Consider the following 20,450-nt stretch of genomic DNA (forward strand, 5'->3'; position numbering starts at 1 on the left):
GAAGCCGGCGGGAATATCGCAAAACTCCGCGGGAATATCGCAAAAACTCGCGGAATCCCCACAACCCCCAAAAAACCAACCAATAGGAGGCGTATAAAATGACCACAACAATCGGAAAAGTATTCGAATTAACCGTAAAACGAAACCCTAACAAGGAAGCAATCTACGATGTTCGTAAAAACGTCCGTTACACCTACAAAGAGTGGAACGAGCAGGTTAACCGGTTGGCTAATGCCCTTTTAAAAGAAGGGGTAAAAAAAGGCGATCGGGTTTCCACCTTGATGTTCAACACAGAAGAGTTGGGGACTGCCTTTTTTGCCTGTGCCAAAATCGGTGCCGTGTTTAATCCAATCAACTTCCGACTCATGTCAGAGGAAGTGGCCTTTATTTTATCAGATGCCGCCCCAAAGGTTGTGCTGTTTGAAAAGACATTAGAACCAGTCATTTCTGCCATTGCCGACCGCTTCGATCAAATCTCGTTCTGGTACATTGACAAGGACAAACCGGAATATGCAGCAAGTTATGAAGAAAAAGTTGCCACTGCCTCTACCGATGACATTACGATTGAAGTCAAGGAAGATGATGTGTATGCCTTCATCTACACCAGTGGAACAACCGGACGTCCAAAGGGGGTCATACACATTCACCGCAACATGATTGACCAAAGTTTACTCTGCATCGCTGCAGGGAAATTAGAAGCGGATGATGTTGGGCTTGTTACAGCACCGATGTTCCACTGTGCAGAGCTTCATTGTGCCTTCCTTCCTAGAGTTCACGTTGGTGCGAAAAACGTTATCCTTCATCAGTTCAATCCCAAATCAATTCTTCCATTAATAGAAAAAGAAAAAATCACGAAACTGTTTGCTGCACCGACCATGTGGAACATGCTTCTACAGGAAGATTTAAGTCAATATGATCTATCCAGTTTAAAACTTGGGTTATATGGGGCAGCTCCAATGGCTCCATCTCTAGTGCACGCACTGCATGATCGCCTCGGCATTTCTCTTATCCAAGCCTATGGGATGACGGAAATGGGCCCGGCGATTACCTTCTTGTCGGAAGGCGAACAGCTGAGAAAAGCTGGCTCAGCAGGTCAGGCTGCAATAAATCATGACATTAGGATTGTCCGCACGAGAGAAGATGGACCTTCAGACCCAGATGATGTTGTACCAGCTGGAGAAACAGGAGAAATTATCGTTAAAGGACCATGTATGATGCTAGGTTACTATAATCGTCCCGAAGCGACCCACAATGCCTTGAACAAAGGCTGGTACCATTCGGGTGATATCGGCTATATGGATGAAGAAGGTTATCTATACGTCAATGACCGTGTTGACGACATGATTATCAGCGGGGGGGAAAACATTTACCCGCGTGAGGTAGAGGATGTGCTTCATGGGCATCCGGGTGTACTCGATGTTGCAGTTGTCGGTCAGCCTGATGACCGTTGGGGTGAAACTGTTACGGCTTTCATTGTAAAAAAAGACCCGAAAATCACCGAAGAAGAATTGGATGAATTTTGTAAAAATAGTGATAAACTGGCAAATTATAAGCGCCCAAGAAAATACCACTTTTGTGAAGCACTGCCCCGAAATGCTAGCGGGAAAATTCAAAAGTTTATCCTGCGCAAACAGCTTGAGGAACTATTTGCTCCCGATCAAGCAAGCAAGTAAGAAAGGACTTAAACTATGTTACATGGCATTAAAGTCATAGATTTTACTAATTATCTTCCTGGACCGTTTGCCACCTTAAGACTGGCAGAATTGGGGGCAGAAATTATCAAGGTGGAGTCACCGGAAGGGGATCCCGCCAGAAATACAGGATTTTTTAAGCAAAAGGAAGGGTTAGTTTTTCATGCCAACAACCGTCAGAAAAAGAGCATCACTCTTAATCTGAAAGGGGAAGAGGAAAGGCAAGTAGCGTTAAAAATAATTTCAAATGCTGACGTTCTCATCGAAAGTTTTAGACCAGGGGTGATGGAAAAACTGGGGCTTGGATATGAGACTGTTCAACAGATAAAGCCAGATATCGTCTATTGCTCCATTTCTGGATTTGGGCAGAACAGTTCATTGAGCAAACTGGGTAATCATGACATCAATTACATGGCTTTAAGCGGGGTGCTGGCTCAACTAAAGGATCAACAAGGCAGACCTGTGCATCCATCTATTACGCTTGCTGATTATGTAGGGGGATTTGCCGCAAACGAACGGATTTTAGCCGGCCTAGTTTCTAAATCACTTACTGGTAAGGGAAGCTATCATTCTATCTCAATCACGGATCAACTGGTTTCTATGCTGGGTAATCATGTCCTCGTTCAACAGGAAACGGGTCAAGGCACTGGAGTACCTGTCCTAAACGGTAGTGTGATCTCCTACGCGATTTATGAAACGATGGATGGTCGGTATATGAGTCTTGGTGCGCTGGAGCCGAAGTTTTGGCATAATTTTTGTTTGGCGTTCGGTCGTGAGGACTGGATCAACAGCCATTTTTCAAAAAACAATCAGGAAAACCCTGTTTTCCATGAAATTACCGCCTTGTTTATGAGTAAATCCTTCTATGAGTGGATTGAATTCTCCCAGAAGGTTGATTGCTGCATGGCACCAGTTTTGGAAGTGGGGGAACTCACCGAAAATCCTTATTATATAGAAAAAGAGCTGGTATTCAAATCTTCTTGGGGAGATTACCAGGTTAAAATGCATAGTGACCTGAAACTAGAATCGTTAACCCCTCCACCCAAAAAAGGAGAGCACCGGGAACAAATTTTGAAGAATATGTTAATGTAAAGAGTACTTGGTAAAAAAGCTGGTCTTTTTAAAAGTATCCCTTCATCAATAATCTCTTAGAAAGATTACACCAATAATGTAGAAACCCCTTCAGAAAGCTTTCTGAGGGGGCTTTAACATTAAAACTGATATCCGTAGTGATCTAATATTTAGGTGAATGGCAGTCAAAAGGAAAGGATTGGTATGGTGAGTAAATGGTATGAGATTCATATGTTGGATGATGTAAGAAAACTTAGATTCAAAGGTACGATGTTAATGTTATTCATTTCCTTCTTAATGGTTGTGATATTCGGCAATTATACTCATTCATTTGATACTGCCTATATCATTAACTCCTGCCTTGGTTTCGCACTGGGATTTAAACGAAAAGCCTCTTTATCGAATCAATTAGTTTTTTCCATCTTTGTCATTTCATTATTTTACTATATTTCCTATCAAACAGAGCCGGAACAAATGATCCATGTTTCTGCTGGACATCTATCTATGCTATTAGGTATTTTCGCAGGGGAAATTCAAGATAGATTAGAAAAGAAGAAACCAAATAAAAAGCAGCCTTAGTCTAAATTTCATAGAGCTAAGACTGCTTAATAGGCTTTAAAAATATGTTTACCCGCAAATTCTACTAAAGTTAAAATCAGCAAATGATTCAAAGCGAATGGTCTTTTCGTGAAAATTTAAAAACGAGGTGACCTGATTAGGGATGACCACACATTTCATCCCGGCATCAATAGCAGCCATGGATCCATTCACTGAGTCTTCTATGGCCACTGCCTCAGCTGGTTCGATTTGCAATTCCTCTAACGCCTTCAGATATAGGGCCGGGTCAGGTTTGACTCTTAAAACATCCTCTTTCGTCTTAATGACAGAGAAATAATCCATAAGTTCAAATTGAATAAGGAATCGCTCCACCCATTCCTTTGAAGAGCTGGAAGCAAGCCCAATTACATAGCCTAACTGTTTAATTTCCTCAAGTAACTCCCTCACTCCCTCACGAAGTTCCAGCTTGGTTAATTTTTCAGAAAATCGGTCTCTAACTATTTGGCTTAGTTCTTGTGGGTTTACAGCCGTTCCCGTTTGAGATTCTATATACTGAAATAAAGTTTCATCCGTTGTCCCAACACACTTCGCAAAAATATCAAGCGGCAACTCGATTTGGAATCGCTCATCCAGCAATTCTTTAAACCCTTCAAACCACATTGACTCCGTATCAATAATCGTTCCATCAAAATCAAATATGACTGCTTTCATTGCCATGTTTACCTCCTGAAATGTACCTTATTATACAAATTATATATTAATTTTAAAAATATGATATGCTATTTTAGAGATTGATAAGAAAGGAGAAATGAATTTGTTTGAAAAAGCTTTGACACTGTTACAAACTTATTTTGGCTATGATTCCTTCCGCATAGGTCAAGAGCAGGCAATTCGTTCTGTACTGTCAGGGAATAATACGATTTGTGTGATGCCGACAGGTGGAGGCAAATCGATTTGCTATCAAATTCCTGCGATGGTTCTTCCAGGTACCACAATCGTTATTTCCCCACTGATCTCCTTGATGAAAGATCAGGTTGATTCCCTCATCCAAAATGGTATTCCTGCAACATTTATCAACAGTTCTATCAGCTACAATGAAGCGAATGACCGAATTCAGGCTGCTAAGCAAGGAAAGGTTAAATTGCTTTACATCGCTCCTGAACGATTAGATTCTCCTGAATTTATTGCTGAGCTGAAAAGTATGGAGATTCCGATGGTAGCTGTGGACGAGGCTCACTGTATCTCACAATGGGGACATGATTTTCGTCCAAGCTATCGCCAAATCAGCAAAATGATCAATTGCCTCCATCAAAAGCCAATTGTGCTCGCCTTAACGGCAACCGCAACCCCAAAAGTGCGAGAGGATATCTGTGAACTGCTTGCTATTCAAGAGAACCACTCCATCATTACCGGTTTCGAACGTGTTAACTTATCCTTTTCAGTTATTAAGGGACAAGATCGCTGGAAGTACCTTTTGCAATACTTGAAAAAGAATGAAAAAGAAGCAGGAATCATCTATGCGGCGACGCGAAAAAATGTAGATACCCTATATGAACGGCTGCAAAAAGAAAACATTAATGCTGCCCGGTATCATGCAGGTATGAACGATCAAGAACGCAATGCGGAACAGGAACGCTTTTTAACTGACAAAGCCTCGGTTATGGTTGCCACCTCTGCTTTTGGGATGGGAATCGATAAAAGCAATATCCGTTTTGTGGTACATCTACAACTTCCAAAAAATATGGAGAGCTATTACCAGGAGGCAGGCCGTGCCGGACGAGACGGGCTGGATAGTGAATGTATGGTTCTGTATTCGCCACAGGATGTGCAGATCCAGCGCTTTCTGATTGAACAATCAACAGATAGAAACCGTATCACAAAAGAGCTGGAAAAGCTTCAGCAAATGGTTGATTACTGCCATACGGAAAGCTGCCTGCAGGAGTTTATCTTAAAATACTTTGGTGAGACAGAAACTGAGCAATGTGGGCGGTGCGGAAACTGTACGGATTCGCGGACAAGCATTGATGTGACCAAAGAAGCACAAATGGTGTTATCCTGCGTGATTCGGATGGGACAGCGATTTGGCAAAAACGTAACTGCCCAGGTATTAACCGGTTCGAAAAATAAGAAAGTGACTGAAATGGGATTTGAAAAACTGTCTACCTATGGAATCATGAAGGAGCAAAGTGCAAAGGACGTGGGGGATTTCATTGAATTTTTGATCTCCCAGGAACTAATCGCCATTGAACAAGGGACTTATCCAACCATTTATGTTTCCCCTAAAGGAAAAGAAGTGCTCCTTGGGAAAGAACAAGTCTTCAGAAGAGAGACGGTGCAAGTCAAACAAGTATCCAAAGCGGATCCTCTGTTTGAGATTTTGCGAGAGGTTCGCAAACAGATTGCCGCATCAGAAAAAGTCCCGCCATTTGTCATTTTTTCCGATGCTGCCCTCCAGGATATGTGTGCTAAACTGCCATTAACCAGTGAAGAATTTTTACAAGTCAGCGGGGTTGGTGAGCAAAAACTAGCGAAATATGGACAGGAATTTATCAAGGCGATTCTCGAATTTTATGAAGAAAACCCCGACTATCAAAGTAAAAATAATCCAGTACCGGTTGCTCCTAAAAGGTCTGCTAAAAAGGCAGTGGGGGACTCCAATATAGAAACGTACCAAATGTATAAAAATCACCTCTCTGTTCAAGAAATCGCCGAGCAGCGTGAATTGGCGGCCAGCACGGTGGAAAATCATCTTCTCCAATGTGCCCAACAAGGGATGGAGGTAGATTTTTCAAGTCTCATACCAAGTGAATATATACCACTCCTTGAACATGCAGTGGAAAAAGCCGGCCGTGAACGTCTCAAACCAATTAAGGAAATGTTACCTGAAGACGTAAGTTATTTTATGATTAAGGTATATGTCTATTATTTAAGTAAGAAAAAATAAAGAAATGGCTGAACTGTGACAAATAAAGGTTCAGCCATTTTTGTTATTAAGGCGTATGATAGAATTATAGGAAAATTATGTTAAAATGGAAATAAGTAACGTTAAGAGGGTGAGGAACATCGATACAAATCAAGAAGTTGTGATTAGCATTAAGGATTTAAAGAAAAATTATGGATCAAAAAGTGTCTTAAAGGGAATTGATTTGTCAGTAAAGCGTGGGCAAATCATCGGATATATCGGGCCAAATGGTGCCGGAAAAAGTACCACCATCAAGATTTTGCTCGGTCTTGAAACTGACTTCACCGGAACTGTAGAAATACTGGGTGAGACCTTAAATGAAAAGAATATAGATTATAAGAGGAAAATCGGTTATGTCCCGGAAATTGCCGAACTGTATGATAATCTCACGGCAAGAGAGTACTTAACTTTTATTGGAGAACTTTACGGAATGGAGCTCGCCAAGGCAGATGAGAAGGCGCAAAGACTGATGAAGGTATTTGGACTTGAAGGTGTATATGACTCGCGCATTGCTTCTTTTTCAAAAGGAATGCGGCAAAAGGTATTGATTATATCCAGTTTAATACATAATCCAGATTTATTATTTTTAGATGAGCCGCTTAGTGGACTTGATGCCAATAGTGTTATGGTTTTTAAAGAAATTCTGGCCATTCTAGCTGCCCAGGGAAAAACCATCTTTTATTCCTCCCATATCATGGATGTGGTTGAGAAAATAAGCAGTAGAATCATTTTAATTAATGATGGGATCATTGTGGCCGACGGCAGTTTCAACGATTTAAAGGAGCAAAATAAAGAAGGGTCTTTGGAGCAAATTTTTAACCAACTGACTGGTTTTAATGAACATCAGGAAATGGCAGAAGCATTTGTCTCCATTGTTCAAGAGGTGTAGAGACCGTGAAAGATTTCCGAACTTTAAAAATCTTGGACGCATTTAGCGGTTTTTTTGAAAGGCTTGGTGTAGATTATCCTATCATGAGAAAAATCCTAGTGGTTAAACTTACGATGGATGGTCGCAGGACACCAACCATTTTTAATCAACAGGGAAACAAAAAGAAAAAACCGGAAGAGAATGGATTTATTAAGTCGCTGTGGATCTATGTATTAATGAGCCTCATGCTGATACCTGTTGTCAATCTTGGAACAAGCTATCTTTATCAAATGAGTCTCTTTTATGGGATCGTCATGTTTCTCGTAATGACATCAATGATTTCTGACTTTTCCAATGTACTGCTTGACGTAAGGGACAAAGGGATTTTGCTGACCAAGCCGGTCAACAAAAAAACCGTTAGTGCTGCTAAAACGGTTCATATCTCGATTTATTTATTTTTTCTTACTATAGCCATATCTGCTGTGCCTATGATTGTGGGAGCTTTTAGACATGGGCTGTTATTCTTTCTTTTATCCTTACTTGGACTCTTACTTCTAGATTTATTTATAGTCGTTTTAACAGCCATCATCTATTATTTTATTTTGCGCTTTTTTGATGGAGAAAAATTAAAGGATATTATTAATTATGTCCAAATAGGGTTATCAATCTCGATTGCAGTAGGCTATCAAATTTTGGTAAGGGCGTTTAGTTTAGTAGATTTGAAAATTACCTTTACACCTAGTTGGTGGCAGTTCCTTGTTCCTCCCATTTGGTTCGGAGCGCCATTCGAATTAATTTTTGGGCATCTTGCAAATCAAACCCTTTATATTTATTCGGTGTTAGCAGTGATCGTCCCGATTCTCGCTATTATGATCTATGTTCGGATGTTGCCTTCATTCGAGCAGAATTTACAAAAATTATCGAATAATAGTGGTGAGGGCAAACGAAAAGAGCGCAAATGGAAAAATATAGTGGTCAAATTATTATGCAGAAATAATGAAGAGAAAATGTTTTTCCGATTTGCTGATCATATGATGCGGAATGAAAGGGAATTTCGTTTAAAGGTATATCCTTCACTCGGTATGTCATTAGTTTTTCCGTTTATATTCATGTTCAATGAGATTCAAATGAATTCTTATGCCCATTTAGTAGAAAGTAAATGGTATCTCACCATTTACATGTCTTGTACAATGATTCCCGGTGCAGTTACCATGTTGAAATACTCAGGGAAATATAAGGGGGCTTGGGTATTTAGAGCAGCACCCCTTCATAATTTAGCCCCATTGTTTAGTGGGGTATTAAAGGTATTTATCGTCAACCTCTTTTTCCCAGTTTATTTTATTTTATGTATTATTTTTATTGGGATCTTCGGATTTAAGGTGATCCCTGATTTAGTAGTAGTAATGGTTACAGCTGTTCTCTATACTGTCATTAGTACGATCTTTCTTAAAGGTACCTTGCCATTTTCAGAGTCCTTTCAGGATGTTAAGCAGAATGGGGGACTGCAAATGATCGGTGCTCTTCTTTTAATCGGCATTTTTATTGGCATCCATTTTGCGGTTACCTTTATTCCTTTCGGTGTGTTTATTTACCTGATTATTCTAAGCGTCATCACATTATTTTCTTGGAAACGAGCCTATAAAACCATTTGGTCTATCCGATAATACAAAGCTGCCATTGGTCTGAAGTGACTAATGACAGCTTTTTATTTGGTCATTCATTTTACTCTCTTTTTTTGTTGTTATTTCCTTGGAAATTTGTCGAAAACTAATCGTCAAGAAAGGGCTTGTTTACGTAGTAATACATAAATGCCATTAGGACACCGCCGCCAAATAAATTTCCTATCGTGACGGGAACAAGATTATGAATTACACCGCCCCATGAAATCGTTCCAGGATGATTGAGGACTAAGGCTATGGCGAAGGTACACATATTGGCAATGCTGTGCTCATAACCGGATATAAAGAAGCAAAACACAAACAGCATCATGGCAAACATTTTGGGGCCATCCCCTTTTAGTCCCATTGGTAAAAAGAAAGCTAAACAAACAAGCCAATTACAAAGAATCGCTCTGAAAAATAATTCAACGGTCGGCACATGCATTTTTTTATCCACCACACTAAGTAAAAAGCCATTTACCGTTGATTCGGCGAACAACCCGGTGGTAAAAATCATAAAGGCAAAGGCAGCAGCCCCTAAAATATTACCAATATAACTGCAAACCCATAATCTTATTACCTCAGACCAGGAGAGCTTGCGCCGAAATGCCGCGTATGTGTAATAAAAGGTATTTCCCGTAAATAGGTCGCCGCCGCCATATGCGATTAATATAATGGCTGCACCAAAGGTTATGGCCGCCATCGGGTAGGTGAATGGTGAATGTTCCATGTAAAAATAATTTCCCGTTTTAAAGGCAACAATCACGCCAAATCCTATAAACATACTGGCAAGCATGGCCCGTAAAATGTAACGTAATAGACTTTGTCTAAATATTGTCACCTTTTTTAACGCTAATTTTTCGACTTCCCTTAAAGATTCCATTTCCATTGGGCTAACCACCAATCCATTTCCTAATTTATCCTTTATTTTGAACAGAAAAGGCCGGAATATGTGGCGGAATACTTTTCCATCTTTTTTCTATCCTTTATACTGGTTTTAGAAGTAAGTACATCGGGGGGAACTGGATGAGAATCTTAGTGGTTGGTGCAGGCGCTGTTGGTGGTTATTTTGGCGGTCGGTTACTTGAAAAAGGAGAGGACGTCACTTTTTTAGTAAGAGAGGGAAGAAGAAATAAGCTGAAAGACACTGGACTGGCTATTGATAGTGTTCACGGCAATGCTATTCTTTTCCCAAATACAATGGTTGCCGGAGAGGACGCAGGGCCATTTAGTTTAATTATACTCTCAACAAAGGCCTATCATTTAAATGGGGCAATCGAGAGTATTCGGCGCTATGTAGGAAAGGATACCATGATATTGCCATTATTAAATGGACTCTTGCATTATGATAAACTGGCAGCGGAATTTGGCGCTGAGAAAGTGATCGGAGGACTTTGCTTTATTGAAAGTACTCTGGATAAAGAAGGAAGAGTAATTCAAACAAGTAACAAGCATGATATTGTATTCGGAGAGCTTAATGGGGTAAGGTCTGAACGAATCTCAAAAGTCGAGGCTGCTTTTAGCGGAACGAAAACAGGATATCGGTTAAGTGAAAACATTAGCCAGGATTTGTGGAATAAGTATTTGTTTATTGCGGTAATGTCAGGGATCACCACATTGATGAGAGCGCCAATAGGCCCAATTCGTGAGTTGCCTGAAGGTAAAACAACCATGGACCGTTTGTTACAAGAAATTATTTCTGTTATGAAGTCCGCAGGTGCCCCATTTTCAGAAGATATTCAAAACAACATTATCGAGCAAATAAATGGGCTAGGATTTGAGATGAAATCCTCTATGCAGAGGGATATGGAAAAAAACCTGCCGGTAGAAGCAGATCATTTACAAGGGTATTTATTAGAAATGGCCCGCAAAGTTCACCTACAGGTCCCAGTATTAGAAAGTGTCTATGCTAATTTAAAAATTTATGAAAAACAGTTGTTAGTATAATACGAACAGACAAACAAGCATCCGATTATTTTATCGGATGCTTGTTTTAATGGAGCTGAAATTTTTTGTCCTGCTTTACAAATCTGAAAAAGTTTATTATTGACATTGTTTATATTAACAATGATAATATAAACATAAATAATATTGAGGTGTGATATACAATGAATATCCAAGATGTTATTCTCGGCTTTTTATATGATGAACAAATGAGTGGTTATGATATTAAGCAAATGATGGAGAATTCAGTTTCTTACTTTTTCGATGCTTCATTTGGGGCTATTTATCCGGCACTTAGGAAAATGGAAAAGGAAGGGCTAGTGGAAAAACGGGTAATTCTACAGGAGGGCAAGCCGAATAAGAATCTATTTGTCATTACGGATAGTGGAAAAGAGCAATTTCAACAATATTTGAATAGCCCGATCAATCCAACTGTCACAAGATCTGATATCCTTATCCGAATCTTTTTTGGTCGATTTGCGACACAGAATAAAATCCGTGAATGGCTGATAGAAGAACGCGATAAGAACCAGGCAATGTACGATAATCTGACAAGAATTGCTGATGCATGTGGAGAAGATATGGAACATCATAAACGATTTACGTTGGAGTTTGGGATTCGCCAGGCACAGATGATTATCGGAATGATTGATGAGGAATTAAAAAAAATATAAATTAAAGGAGAGTAGATGAATGAAGGGTACGGGTGGAATGAAGGTTGTTCTATTAATGTGCTTAGGGGTATTTGTTTGTATGCTTGATTCAACAATCATGAATATTACTTTGCCGGCTATCCAAGACGGTTTGCATACGTCGTTGGAAACGAGCTCGTGGATGCTCAATGTTTACACGATGACCATTGCCGTTTTAGCGATACCACTTGCCAGGTTTGCTGAGATGTACGGTCGAAATAAATTTTTTATCGCAGGCTTAATTATTTTCGGATTCGGGTCAGCCTTATGTGGTCTGGCAACAAGCGGTGAGTTTCTAATTGCTGCAAGATTTGTGCAAAGCCTAGGGGCTGCCATTTTGATTCCGTGCTCCATGGTAATTGGAATTTCCGCCATGCCGATTGAAAAACGCGTCCTCCCGTTAACACTATTAGGTGCGACCCAAGGTTTATCGACAGCTTTGGGACCGACCGTTGGCGGAATCATTACTGAGAAGCTTAGCTGGCACTGGGTTTTTTATGTAAATGTGCCGATCTGTATTGCTGCAATTGTCGTCTCGTTTCTTATCCTATCAATCAAACATGAAAGCCGTATAAAATCAACGATCGACTGGTTTGGTTTACTTTTCTCAGTAACGTCGATTTTTTCGCTAAATCTTGTTCTAATCAAAGGGAATACCTGGGGCTGGGATAGCAGCACTGCCATCATTTGTTATCTTACCACAGCTGTTTCGATCGTCTTGTTTATTTTTGCAGAGAAAAAATCGAAGACACCAATGGTAAACCTACAACTATTTAAAGATCGTTTATTTACTGGCTCGGTAGTCATTGTGACAACAGGTTTTATTTTCCTCATCGGTGTAATGGTCCTACTCCCACAATTCTTAACAACCTTCCAGCATAAAACAGAACTCCAAGCCGCACTTCTCGTCACTCCAGTCTCAGCATCCATTTTTGTCTTTTCTAATTTTGCTGGCTTACTTACGAAGAAAATTGGTTATACCATCCCTGTGATCGTCGGCTTTAGTATAATGGGAATCTCCTATTATTTGCTACACAGTCTAAATTTGCACAGTACAGCAAAGGAAATTATCCTTTTGTGCAGTTTATTGGGTCTTGGTTTTAGCTTTGTCATATCCTCGGCAACCATTGCCAGCACTTCTTCCTTTGAAGGTGAGATGCTTACCGCCTCTCAGAGTGTTTTCTCTATGCTAAGACAAGTGGGTGTTGTGCTAGCTGTCGCGATCTTTGTAGCGGGATTAACAAATAATATTAGTGTGAAAAAGCAGGAAGTTCTTCATTATGCTGAGAATAAGCTAGAAAAATTAGATGTTCCGGAGACGGCTAAGAAGACGATTTTAGCAGAGACGAAGAAATCGATTAAGGAAGAGAAGACTTCTAAGAATAGCCCTTCCTCCTTCCTTTCTCAGGAAGAGCGCAAACAGATTATCGATAAAAATGTACAGATTGCTCTGGCCTCCGTGCCAGAAAGCCAAAGGAGTCAGGTAAAAGAACAGATTACAAAGATTGTTGAAAAGCAGGTAGACCAAGAAATAGCCGGAAAAAGAAAGATTGTTCAGACCTATACCACTCAGGTAGGAGATTTTGCTGAAAAAAGGATTTCCACAAGCTTTGCCGAACTGTATAAAACAAGTATTCCGTTTGTCCTGTTATGTGCTTTTGCCGGTTTTATCTTTTGGGAGCGAAAAAGAAAAGCGGAAGTACCTGTTATAAAAGTACAATCAGTTGAATAAGAAAATCCTTGGGAGGGGATTTCAAGTGGAACTGGTTAAGTCACTAAATTTAGGCTTGCGATTTTTGTTGGAATTATTAGCATTGGCTTTCTACGGCTATTGGGGGTTTCGTGTTTTTGGTTTCCTTCTGGGAATCGGGACACCGTTGTTGGTAGCTGTATTATGGGGATTGTTCGGCTCGCCAAAGGCTATGTATTCATTGCATGGATTTCCACGGCTGATATTTGAAATAGTCATATTTGGAGGAGCAGCGGTAGCACTTTATTTTTCAGGCAAACAATCACTTGCAGTTATTTATGCTGTAGTTGCCGCAGTAAATTTAGTATTATTGAAGATCTGGGAACAATAGAGTAATATCTCCCAAAATTATTGTTATGAGAGTTTTTTATAAAAATGAACAGCCTGCCACCAAAAAGCTGCAGGCTGTTCATTTTTATTCTAGCAGCAACGTGACACTTTGCCACCCTTGGCATTGTACCGTGCCTCCTGAGCCTCACAAAAGAATTCCTTACGCGATTTAACCGGATCATTCGGATGATGCGTTTGCATATGTGCAACATAAGTTTCATAGCTGGGAACTCCAACAAGCAAACTAATAAATTGCTTTCGTAAGGTTTTCAGTTCCTTTAATTTATTAAGCATACTTCTTCAAATCCTTCTCACTGCGTGGTACATATGGAGACTCATGCAACGGCAGTTTATGGTTGGTTAATACTTTGAACCAGATTCGTAAAGCCGAGATTAAGACCACTACGACAACAAGCATGAATATGGTAGTCAATGTAGCATCCACATAATCATTCACTAAAACCTGCTTCATTTGAGCGGCTGATGTAGCAGGAGCGAGAACTTTCCCACTATCATGGGCTTCTTTGAAAATTTTCGCGTGTGCCAAGAAACCAATCTTCGGATTATCATGGAAAAGCTTTTGCCATCCAGCTGTTAAAGTCACAATCAATAGCCATGTTGTTGGAAATAAGGTTACCCAAACATATGCTTTTTTTCCCATCTTAAACAGGACAGTTGTCCCTAATAGCAAGGCTATTCCGGCTAACATCTGGTTTGCGATCCCAAATAGCGGCCACAACGTATTGATTCCTCCAAGTGGGTCAATAACACCTTGGTACAGGAAGTAGCCCCAGGATGATACACAGAGAGCAGTAGCAATGATATTAGGTACTAATGCTTCGGTTTTAGCGAAAGGCTTATAGAAATTGCCAATTAAATCTTGAATCATGAATCGGCCAACTCGGGTACCAGCATCAATCGTTGTTAAAATAAATAGGGCTTCAAACAGAATTGCAAAATGATACCAGAATGCCATCAACGCTTTTCCGCCAATTACTTTTGAGAAAATAGTCGCCATCCCAATAGCAAGTGTCGGTGCTCCACCTGTTCTTGATAATATGGTTGATTCCCCAACATGTTTAGCAATGGTGCTTAAATCATTTGGAGATACGGTGAAGCCCATGTTGGTCACAGCTTTTGCAGCAGAAACAACATCGGTACCGATTAAAGCGGGCGGACTGTTAATCGCAAAATAAACCCCAGGATGAAGTACACATGCTGCAATCATTGCCATAACTGCAACAAAAGATTCTGTCAGCATCGCTCCATAACCAATTGGACGGGCATGTGATTCCGTTTCAATCATTTTAGGTGTCGTACCGGAGGAAACAAGAGCATGGAATCCAGATACAGAACCGCAGGCGATGGTAATAAATAAGAATGGGAATAAGTTCCCTGCAAATACAGGTCCCGTACCATCAATGAATTTTGTTACGGCTGCCATCTCAAGATTAGGAGCCACAATGACAATTCCTAGAGCAAGTGCCAGAATGGTACCAACCTTAAGAAAAGTACTTAGATAATCACGTGGGGCCAGCAGCAGCCATACTGGTAATACAGAAGCAATAAAACCATAAATAATCATCATAATGGCAATGGTTTCGCCTTTAAATGTAAACATGTTTGCTAAAGTTGGATTTTCTGCAACAGTTTGCCCAAAAAATAATGCAAAAATTAAAAGAATAATTCCAATAATAGATGCCTCACCAACACGTCCCGGCCGAATATAACGCATATAAATTCCCATGAAAATCGCAATTGGAATCGTGGCTGCGATTGTGAACATGCCCCATGGACTGCCCACAAGTGCCTTAACAACAACCAGTGCTAAAACAGCTAATAAAATAATCATAATACCTAAAATACCAATCATGGAGATAATCCCGGTTACTTTGCCCATCTCGTCTTTAATCATTTCACCCAGGGATTTTCCATTTCGGCGCATGGAACCAAATAGAATGATAAAGTCTTGTACAGCACCGGCTAATACAACTCCGACTACAATCCAAAGAGTACCCGGTAAATAACCCATTTGTGCCGCAAGGATGGGGCCAACTAGTGGACCCGCACCGGCTATAGCTGCAAAGTGGTGGCCAAACAGGACCCATTTGTTGGTTGGAACATAATCTTTTCCGTCGTTATGTAATTCTGCAGGTGTCTTTCGAGTGTCATCGAGCTGAAAAACTTTTTGTGCGATAAACTTGCTGTAAAAGCGGTAGGCAATGGCGTAAATACAGACGGCGGCCGTTAACAGCCAAATCGCATTGATGCTTTCTCCTCTGTTTAAAGCCATCATGGCAAAGCCTACAGCACCCAGAGCCGCAATTACGCCCCAGAGTATAATTGATTTAAACGCTTTCAAGTTTTTTCCCACCTTTCCAAATATTATGACATTATTATAATATATTATTTTTTCAATTGAAAGACTTTTATGACAATTTACGATAGTACGTACCACTTATATAAAGTAACAAACGTACATTGCTTCCTACCTAACTAATGAATTAAACTATAAAGATGAAAAAAATTGTATTGTGGTGAGGTATATGAAAAATCAAGCAGAACAAACCTATGAAATTATGGAGGTTTGCCTGCTTGCTGGAAAAATAATGCTGCAAAGCGGGGGAGAGACGTATCGGGTCGAGGATACTATGATGCGGATGGCTGCGTCGTTTGGAATTGAACGATCACATAGTTATGTCACCCCGACCGGAATTATTTTTTCGGCAGACGGGACGGAACCAACTAAAACTAAATTAATTAGAATCTCTGAGCGGTCAACCGATTTAGAAAAGGTGGCGCTTGTTAACAGTATTTCTCGAAGAATCAGCGAAGGTCAGATGACTCCCGAAGAGGCTATGGAGCAATTGAAAGAACTTGATGGATTAGATCTGAGCTTTCCATTTAAAGTACAAATAGCTGCTGCATCATTGGCAAGTGGCTGTTTCATGATCATGTTTAATGGCGGCTGGAATGATTTTATTCCAGCGATGATNNGGGATCGGGTATCTTAGCTTTGTGAGATTTCATCGTTTTGTGCCAATCAAGTTTTTCTCAGAATTTTTAGCCTCGTTTATTATTGGGCTCATTTCGTTTATTTTTATTAAAATCGGATTCGGACACCAGTTGGATAAAATTATTATTGGATCGGTTATGACCCTGGTACCGGGGCTTTTAGTGACTAATGCCATCAGGGATTTAATGGCTGGACACTTAATTGCCGGGCTTTCCAAGGGGGCGGAGGCTTTTCTAACTGCTTTCGCAATCGGAGCCGGAATTGCCTTTGTTGTATCATTTTTATAGGAGGAAGATCAGGTGGAGATTGTCGGACAGATGGTAACCAGCTTTATTGCAACAGGTGCCTTTGGGATCCTTTTTAATGCTCCCAAAAAAACATTAATCAAATGTGGATTAATTGGAATGGGGGGATGGGTTCTCTATTATATTCTTGAAGACTTTACGAATAATGCCGTTCTGGCGACCTTGGCAGCGACTATATTTATTGCAGTGCTAAGCCAGCAGCTAGCCAAGTTTTATAAAACACCGGTCATCATTTTTAGTGTTGCGGGAATTATTCCTTTGGTTCCGGGTGGCATGGCATATGATGCTATGAGGAATTTTGTGGAAAATGATTATAACGCGGCTATTGCATTAGCTGCAAAAGTGTTAATGTTGGCTGGGGTAATTGCCTTTGGGTTAGTTTTTTCTGAAGTGATTAATCAAGTCACAAAAAAACTTAGTACAAGACCTAATAAAGTGTAGAAATCCTAAAGACCTTTTGGCGATGCCAAAGGGTTTTTTTATCTTATGGAAAACATAAAAAAATAAAATATGATAGAATTGGAAAGATTTTGGCTAAATATAGTCATTTCTTATAAGGTAATATAGTAATATATTACTATGATTACTTTTTAAAGGATAGGAAGGCATAAATGAAAAAATTTATTATTGGATTTTTGATTATGGCAGTTTTGATCCTCTTACCGGGATCCATCCTGGATGATACTTTAATAGAATCTAAAGTTCAACAGATTAAAGAGGCAATACCTTTAATCGATCGTGAAGTGGCCCTTGAGCCAAAAGAGGCCCCCACCCTGCCTGATCAAATTATTTTGGACGTTCCATTGTTCAATCAAATGGATCAGCCTATGCTATACAATGGCTGTGAGGTGACAAGCCTGGCCATGCTCCTCAATTATAGTGGAGTGAATGTTACTAAAAATGAATTAGCTAATAACATTAAGACTGTTCCGTTTAACTACGGTAATGGTAAAAAGGGAAATCCCAATGAAGGATTTGTAGGTAACATGGCGACAGGTCCCGGATTGGGAGTTTATAATGGCCCGATTTTTGAACTGGCACAAAAATATGTTGGTGGGCGAGCAGTAAATTTAACGAATCAATCCTTTGATGAGGTACTAAAAATGGTGGGTCAGGGTTATCCTGTTTGGATTATCACCACGTCAAACTTCGCTCCGGTTTCTGTACTTCAAACATGGGACACTCCACAAGGTAAGATTGAGATAACCTTTAATGAGCATAGTGTCGTGATTACTGGCTATGATCAAAATTATATTTATATCAATGACCCCTATGGTACAAAAAATATGAAACTAAACAGAGGGACCTTTATTAAGGCTTGGGAACAAATGGGGAAGCAGGCAATTACGATAAAATAAACATAAGTCCAAGTGCAGTACTTGGGCTTTTTTGTTTTTTTAGTATGAATGCTCTTTACCAATTTTTTTTAATCTATTATATTAAAAGCAATGGAATTTCAAGAAAAAGGGAATAGGAATGTGAAGTTTTACAAATGCATGTTATAAGGGGAAGGGGAGGCATTATAACATGAAAGTAAGCAAGGGTATGATTCTCAAAGATGATATTTATTCCAAATCAGGTATATTATTGTTAAAAAAAGGGACAATGTTGACATCACATTATGCTGAATGGTTGGACAAGCATCAATCTCAAATTATCTACCGTTCTGAGCTTGAACAATTACAGTCAAAACAAAACTGGACATTGAATGAAACGATTTACAAAAATGTTTTTTCATCCATTCAGGATTTACAGCAAAATATTGGTAAAAAAAACACCCTTGAGGATCATGAAATTCATGAAATGATGACTGAATTTGATGCCCTTTATCAAGACTTTGTAGAGAAAGACATTGAAATCCTGGATATCATGGCAAATTTTTCACAGGATGAATACTTGTTTAAACACTCCATCAATGTCGGATTAGTTGCCAGTAAAATTGGAAGTATTATCAACCTGCCAGAAACCGATCAACACATGTTAGCCAGAATGGGACTATTTCATGATGTTGGTAAATTTAAAATTGATCCTTTCATTCTTAACAAACCCTCTAGACTAACAGATGAAGAGTTTGAATTAATAAAACAACATCCTACACTGGGTTATGACCTGCTTGTTTCGACTTCGTTAAGCCTAGATATTTTAGAAGGAGTTTTAAAGCATCACGAGCGTCTCAATGGCTCTGGGTACCCTAATCGATTCACAGGAGAACAACTTCCTTTATTTGTCCGGATTCTCTCTGTTGCCGATACATTTGATGCCATTTGTTCAGTACGTGTCTATAAGCAGCCGCGAACTATTTTTTTCGCAATTGAAGAATTAATAAAAGATGTCAATGCAAAGCGGCTAGATGAGAGTATTGTTTTACCATTTACGTATTACTTAATGTCTTTATCCAAAGGAATGCAAATTTCCTTGCGAAATGGGAAAATGGCTGAAATTATGGAGGTTGAACCTAATTATCCCAATCAGCCCATTTTAAGAATAGAAGGGTTTCAGCCGTTAAACCTGATCAAGGAAAACCTGACACTTCTTCAGGTTGCAAACCTTTAGGTGTAGAATTGGCGAAGGCAGAGGAATCATTGATCCCTCTGCCTTCTTTGCTTTCATTTAGAAACATATGATGTAACTTGATCGCTGCAAGTTAATGAACTATATCTTCATGTAAAAACTAAACAATGTTATTAAACAATCGTGCCGCGGTACATTTTTCCACCAGCAGGTTTTTAAACCTAAACGACGTAAGCCCTACCTCTCTTACATCCTTACGGCTCCGAGGCCGTTCCAGTGTGAATAAGTCTTTCCGAAAAACAATAGTGGAAAGCCAGTAATTCTTACATTGTGGTTTCTTCAATAAACTCAAGTTACAAATAATTGTAAGCACAAAATATAATATTACTCTTATAATGATGGATTGTCAATATCCATTTACATACTTGCATCCCTTTTTTTTACAAACAGCCAATAGGTGATCGCGATGACGGCCACCAGCCCAAGGCTAATGATCACACCCATTCTTTGAGTAGCATGCATAAATCCGCCAGCCACTGTTATAAGAATGAACAAAATACCGAGATAGGAGGTGTAAGGAGACCCAAACATTTTAAAAGTACCGGCTTTCATTTGCTTTCGCAACTTTACTTGTGTTGACAGGATAATGATCCAGTTTAAAATGAGCATGACCCCTGCAGCTGTCGTTATATACTCATATAATTTTCCAGGCAAAATAAATGACATGATAAGCGAAATGGCCAAAGCGGCCCCTGTTAAAAACAATGCTTTGAATGGCGTTCCTCTTTTGCTTTTATGGGCAAAGGTTTTTGGAGCATCCTGGTCCTTTGCCAAGGAAATCAGGATATTCGTAACGGAAAACAACGCTCCGACCATCGTCGAAAAAGCGGCACTAATAATGATGACGTTAAAAATTGAACCGATAAAGGGAATATTGAAATTCGCTAAGGATGTCACAAAGGGGCTTTCGGATTCATTGATTTTAGTCCAGGAAACGAAATATAGGATAAAGAAAATCGAAAGAATATAGACTCCTACCAAAGAAATCATCATGGCCGTGCCTGCTTTTGGTACTTCATGTTTATTTTTCAATT

At 39.7% G+C, this 20,450-nt stretch carries 18 protein-coding genes and 1 pseudogene; 14 read left to right on the top strand and 5 right to left on the bottom strand.

All coding sequences use genetic code 11. The features are described 5' to 3' along the window. Positions 1-98: 98 nt before the first annotated feature. The 3 genes from V7083_RS19725 to V7083_RS19735 all read left to right on the top strand — a co-directional run bounded on the left by V7083_RS19725 (position 99) and on the right by V7083_RS19735 (position 3,341). Positions 99-1,673: a fatty acid--CoA ligase gene (locus V7083_RS19725; RefSeq protein WP_335481126.1), complete on the top strand. Its 1,575-nt coding sequence runs from the start codon at positions 99-101 to the stop codon at positions 1,671-1,673. Positions 1,674-1,688: 15 nt separating this feature from the next. Then, on the top strand, positions 1,689-2,783 hold the full coding sequence (locus tag V7083_RS19730) for a CaiB/BaiF CoA transferase family protein (RefSeq protein ID WP_335481128.1): 1,095 nt from the start codon (positions 1,689-1,691) through the stop codon (positions 2,781-2,783). Positions 2,784-2,966: 183 nt separating this feature from the next. After that, a complete protein-coding gene (locus V7083_RS19735; RefSeq protein WP_335481130.1) occupies positions 2,967-3,341 on the top strand; it encodes a hypothetical protein in 375 nt (124 codons plus the stop codon). A gap of 48 nt (positions 3,342-3,389) precedes the next feature. Here V7083_RS19735 and V7083_RS19740 read toward each other — a convergent pair whose 3' ends face one another. After that, the gene (locus tag V7083_RS19740; RefSeq protein WP_438823750.1) at positions 3,390-4,031 is read right to left on the bottom strand and encodes an HAD family hydrolase; all 642 of its coding nucleotides are present in this window, start codon (positions 4,029-4,031) and stop codon (positions 3,390-3,392) included. A 103-nt stretch (positions 4,032-4,134) separates the two neighbouring features. Here V7083_RS19740 and recQ point away from each other — a divergent pair, with 103 nt between their 5' ends. From recQ to V7083_RS19755, 3 genes are all read left to right on the top strand, one after another. Beyond that, entirely contained in the window at positions 4,135-6,264 is a 2,130-nt protein-coding gene (recQ, locus tag V7083_RS19745) for a DNA helicase RecQ (RefSeq protein WP_335481133.1), read from the top strand. A gap of 118 nt (positions 6,265-6,382) precedes the next feature. Further along, positions 6,383-7,171, top strand: coding sequence for an ABC transporter ATP-binding protein (locus V7083_RS19750; protein WP_335481158.1), 789 nt, complete (start codon positions 6,383-6,385; stop codon positions 7,169-7,171). A gap of 5 nt (positions 7,172-7,176) precedes the next feature. Continuing rightward, entirely contained in the window at positions 7,177-8,814 is a 1,638-nt protein-coding gene (locus V7083_RS19755) for a hypothetical protein (protein ID WP_335481135.1), read from the top strand. 103 nt (positions 8,815-8,917) lie between these two features. Here the strand turns inward: V7083_RS19755 and V7083_RS19760 are convergent, their stop codons facing one another. Then, entirely contained in the window at positions 8,918-9,697 is a 780-nt protein-coding gene (locus tag V7083_RS19760) for a formate/nitrite transporter family protein (protein ID WP_335481137.1), read from the bottom strand. Between the two features lie 137 nt (positions 9,698-9,834). Here V7083_RS19760 and V7083_RS19765 point away from each other — a divergent pair, with 137 nt between their 5' ends. From V7083_RS19765 to V7083_RS19780, 4 genes are all read left to right on the top strand, one after another. Then, positions 9,835-10,755: a ketopantoate reductase family protein gene (locus V7083_RS19765; protein WP_335481139.1), complete on the top strand. Its 921-nt coding sequence runs from the start codon at positions 9,835-9,837 to the stop codon at positions 10,753-10,755. A gap of 161 nt (positions 10,756-10,916) precedes the next feature. Continuing rightward, positions 10,917-11,426: a PadR family transcriptional regulator gene (locus tag V7083_RS19770; RefSeq protein ID WP_335481141.1), complete on the top strand. Its 510-nt coding sequence runs from the start codon at positions 10,917-10,919 to the stop codon at positions 11,424-11,426. 19 nt (positions 11,427-11,445) lie between these two features. Then, positions 11,446-13,176: an MFS transporter gene (locus tag V7083_RS19775; protein ID WP_335481143.1), complete on the top strand. Its 1,731-nt coding sequence runs from the start codon at positions 11,446-11,448 to the stop codon at positions 13,174-13,176. A 25-nt stretch (positions 13,177-13,201) separates the two neighbouring features. Next, positions 13,202-13,525, top strand: a complete 324-nt coding sequence (locus V7083_RS19780; RefSeq protein ID WP_335481145.1) for a YrdB family protein — start codon at positions 13,202-13,204, stop codon at positions 13,523-13,525. 89 nt (positions 13,526-13,614) lie between these two features. Here V7083_RS19780 and V7083_RS19785 read toward each other — a convergent pair whose 3' ends face one another. Further along, a complete protein-coding gene (locus V7083_RS19785) occupies positions 13,615-13,818 on the bottom strand; it encodes a YbdD/YjiX family protein (protein WP_335481147.1) in 204 nt (67 codons plus the stop codon). Continuing rightward, a complete protein-coding gene (locus V7083_RS19790) occupies positions 13,811-15,886 on the bottom strand; it encodes a carbon starvation CstA family protein (protein WP_335481149.1) in 2,076 nt (691 codons plus the stop codon). Before V7083_RS19790 ends, V7083_RS19785 begins: the two co-directional genes overlap by 8 nt. A gap of 184 nt (positions 15,887-16,070) precedes the next feature. Here V7083_RS19790 and V7083_RS19795 point away from each other — a divergent pair. The 4 genes and pseudogenes from V7083_RS19795 to V7083_RS19810 all read left to right on the top strand — a co-directional run bounded on the left by V7083_RS19795 (position 16,071) and on the right by V7083_RS19810 (position 19,398). Continuing rightward, a pseudogene (locus V7083_RS19795) lies at positions 16,071-16,827 on the top strand (threonine/serine exporter family protein). A gap of 30 nt (positions 16,828-16,857) precedes the next feature. Continuing rightward, complete coding sequence (locus V7083_RS19800) at positions 16,858-17,286, top strand: threonine/serine exporter family protein (RefSeq protein WP_435555245.1); 429 nt, start codon at positions 16,858-16,860, stop codon at positions 17,284-17,286. Positions 17,287-17,456: 170 nt separating this feature from the next. Then, positions 17,457-18,203 carry a C39 family peptidase gene (locus V7083_RS19805; RefSeq protein WP_335481153.1) on the top strand — a complete coding sequence of 249 codons (747 nt, stop codon included), beginning with the start codon at positions 17,457-17,459 and terminating at the stop codon, positions 18,201-18,203. Positions 18,204-18,372: 169 nt separating this feature from the next. Next, positions 18,373-19,398: an HD-GYP domain-containing protein gene (locus tag V7083_RS19810; protein WP_335481155.1), complete on the top strand. Its 1,026-nt coding sequence runs from the start codon at positions 18,373-18,375 to the stop codon at positions 19,396-19,398. Positions 19,399-19,773: 375 nt separating this feature from the next. Here V7083_RS19810 and V7083_RS19815 read toward each other — a convergent pair. After that, positions 19,774-20,450 (bottom strand): amino acid permease (locus V7083_RS19815; protein ID WP_335481156.1); only part of this gene is annotated, 677 nt, incomplete at its 5' end.

Source organism: Bacillus sp. JJ1764 (genome assembly GCF_036962145.1).
Lineage (GTDB): Bacteria > Bacillota > Bacilli > Bacillales > Cytobacillaceae > Neobacillus.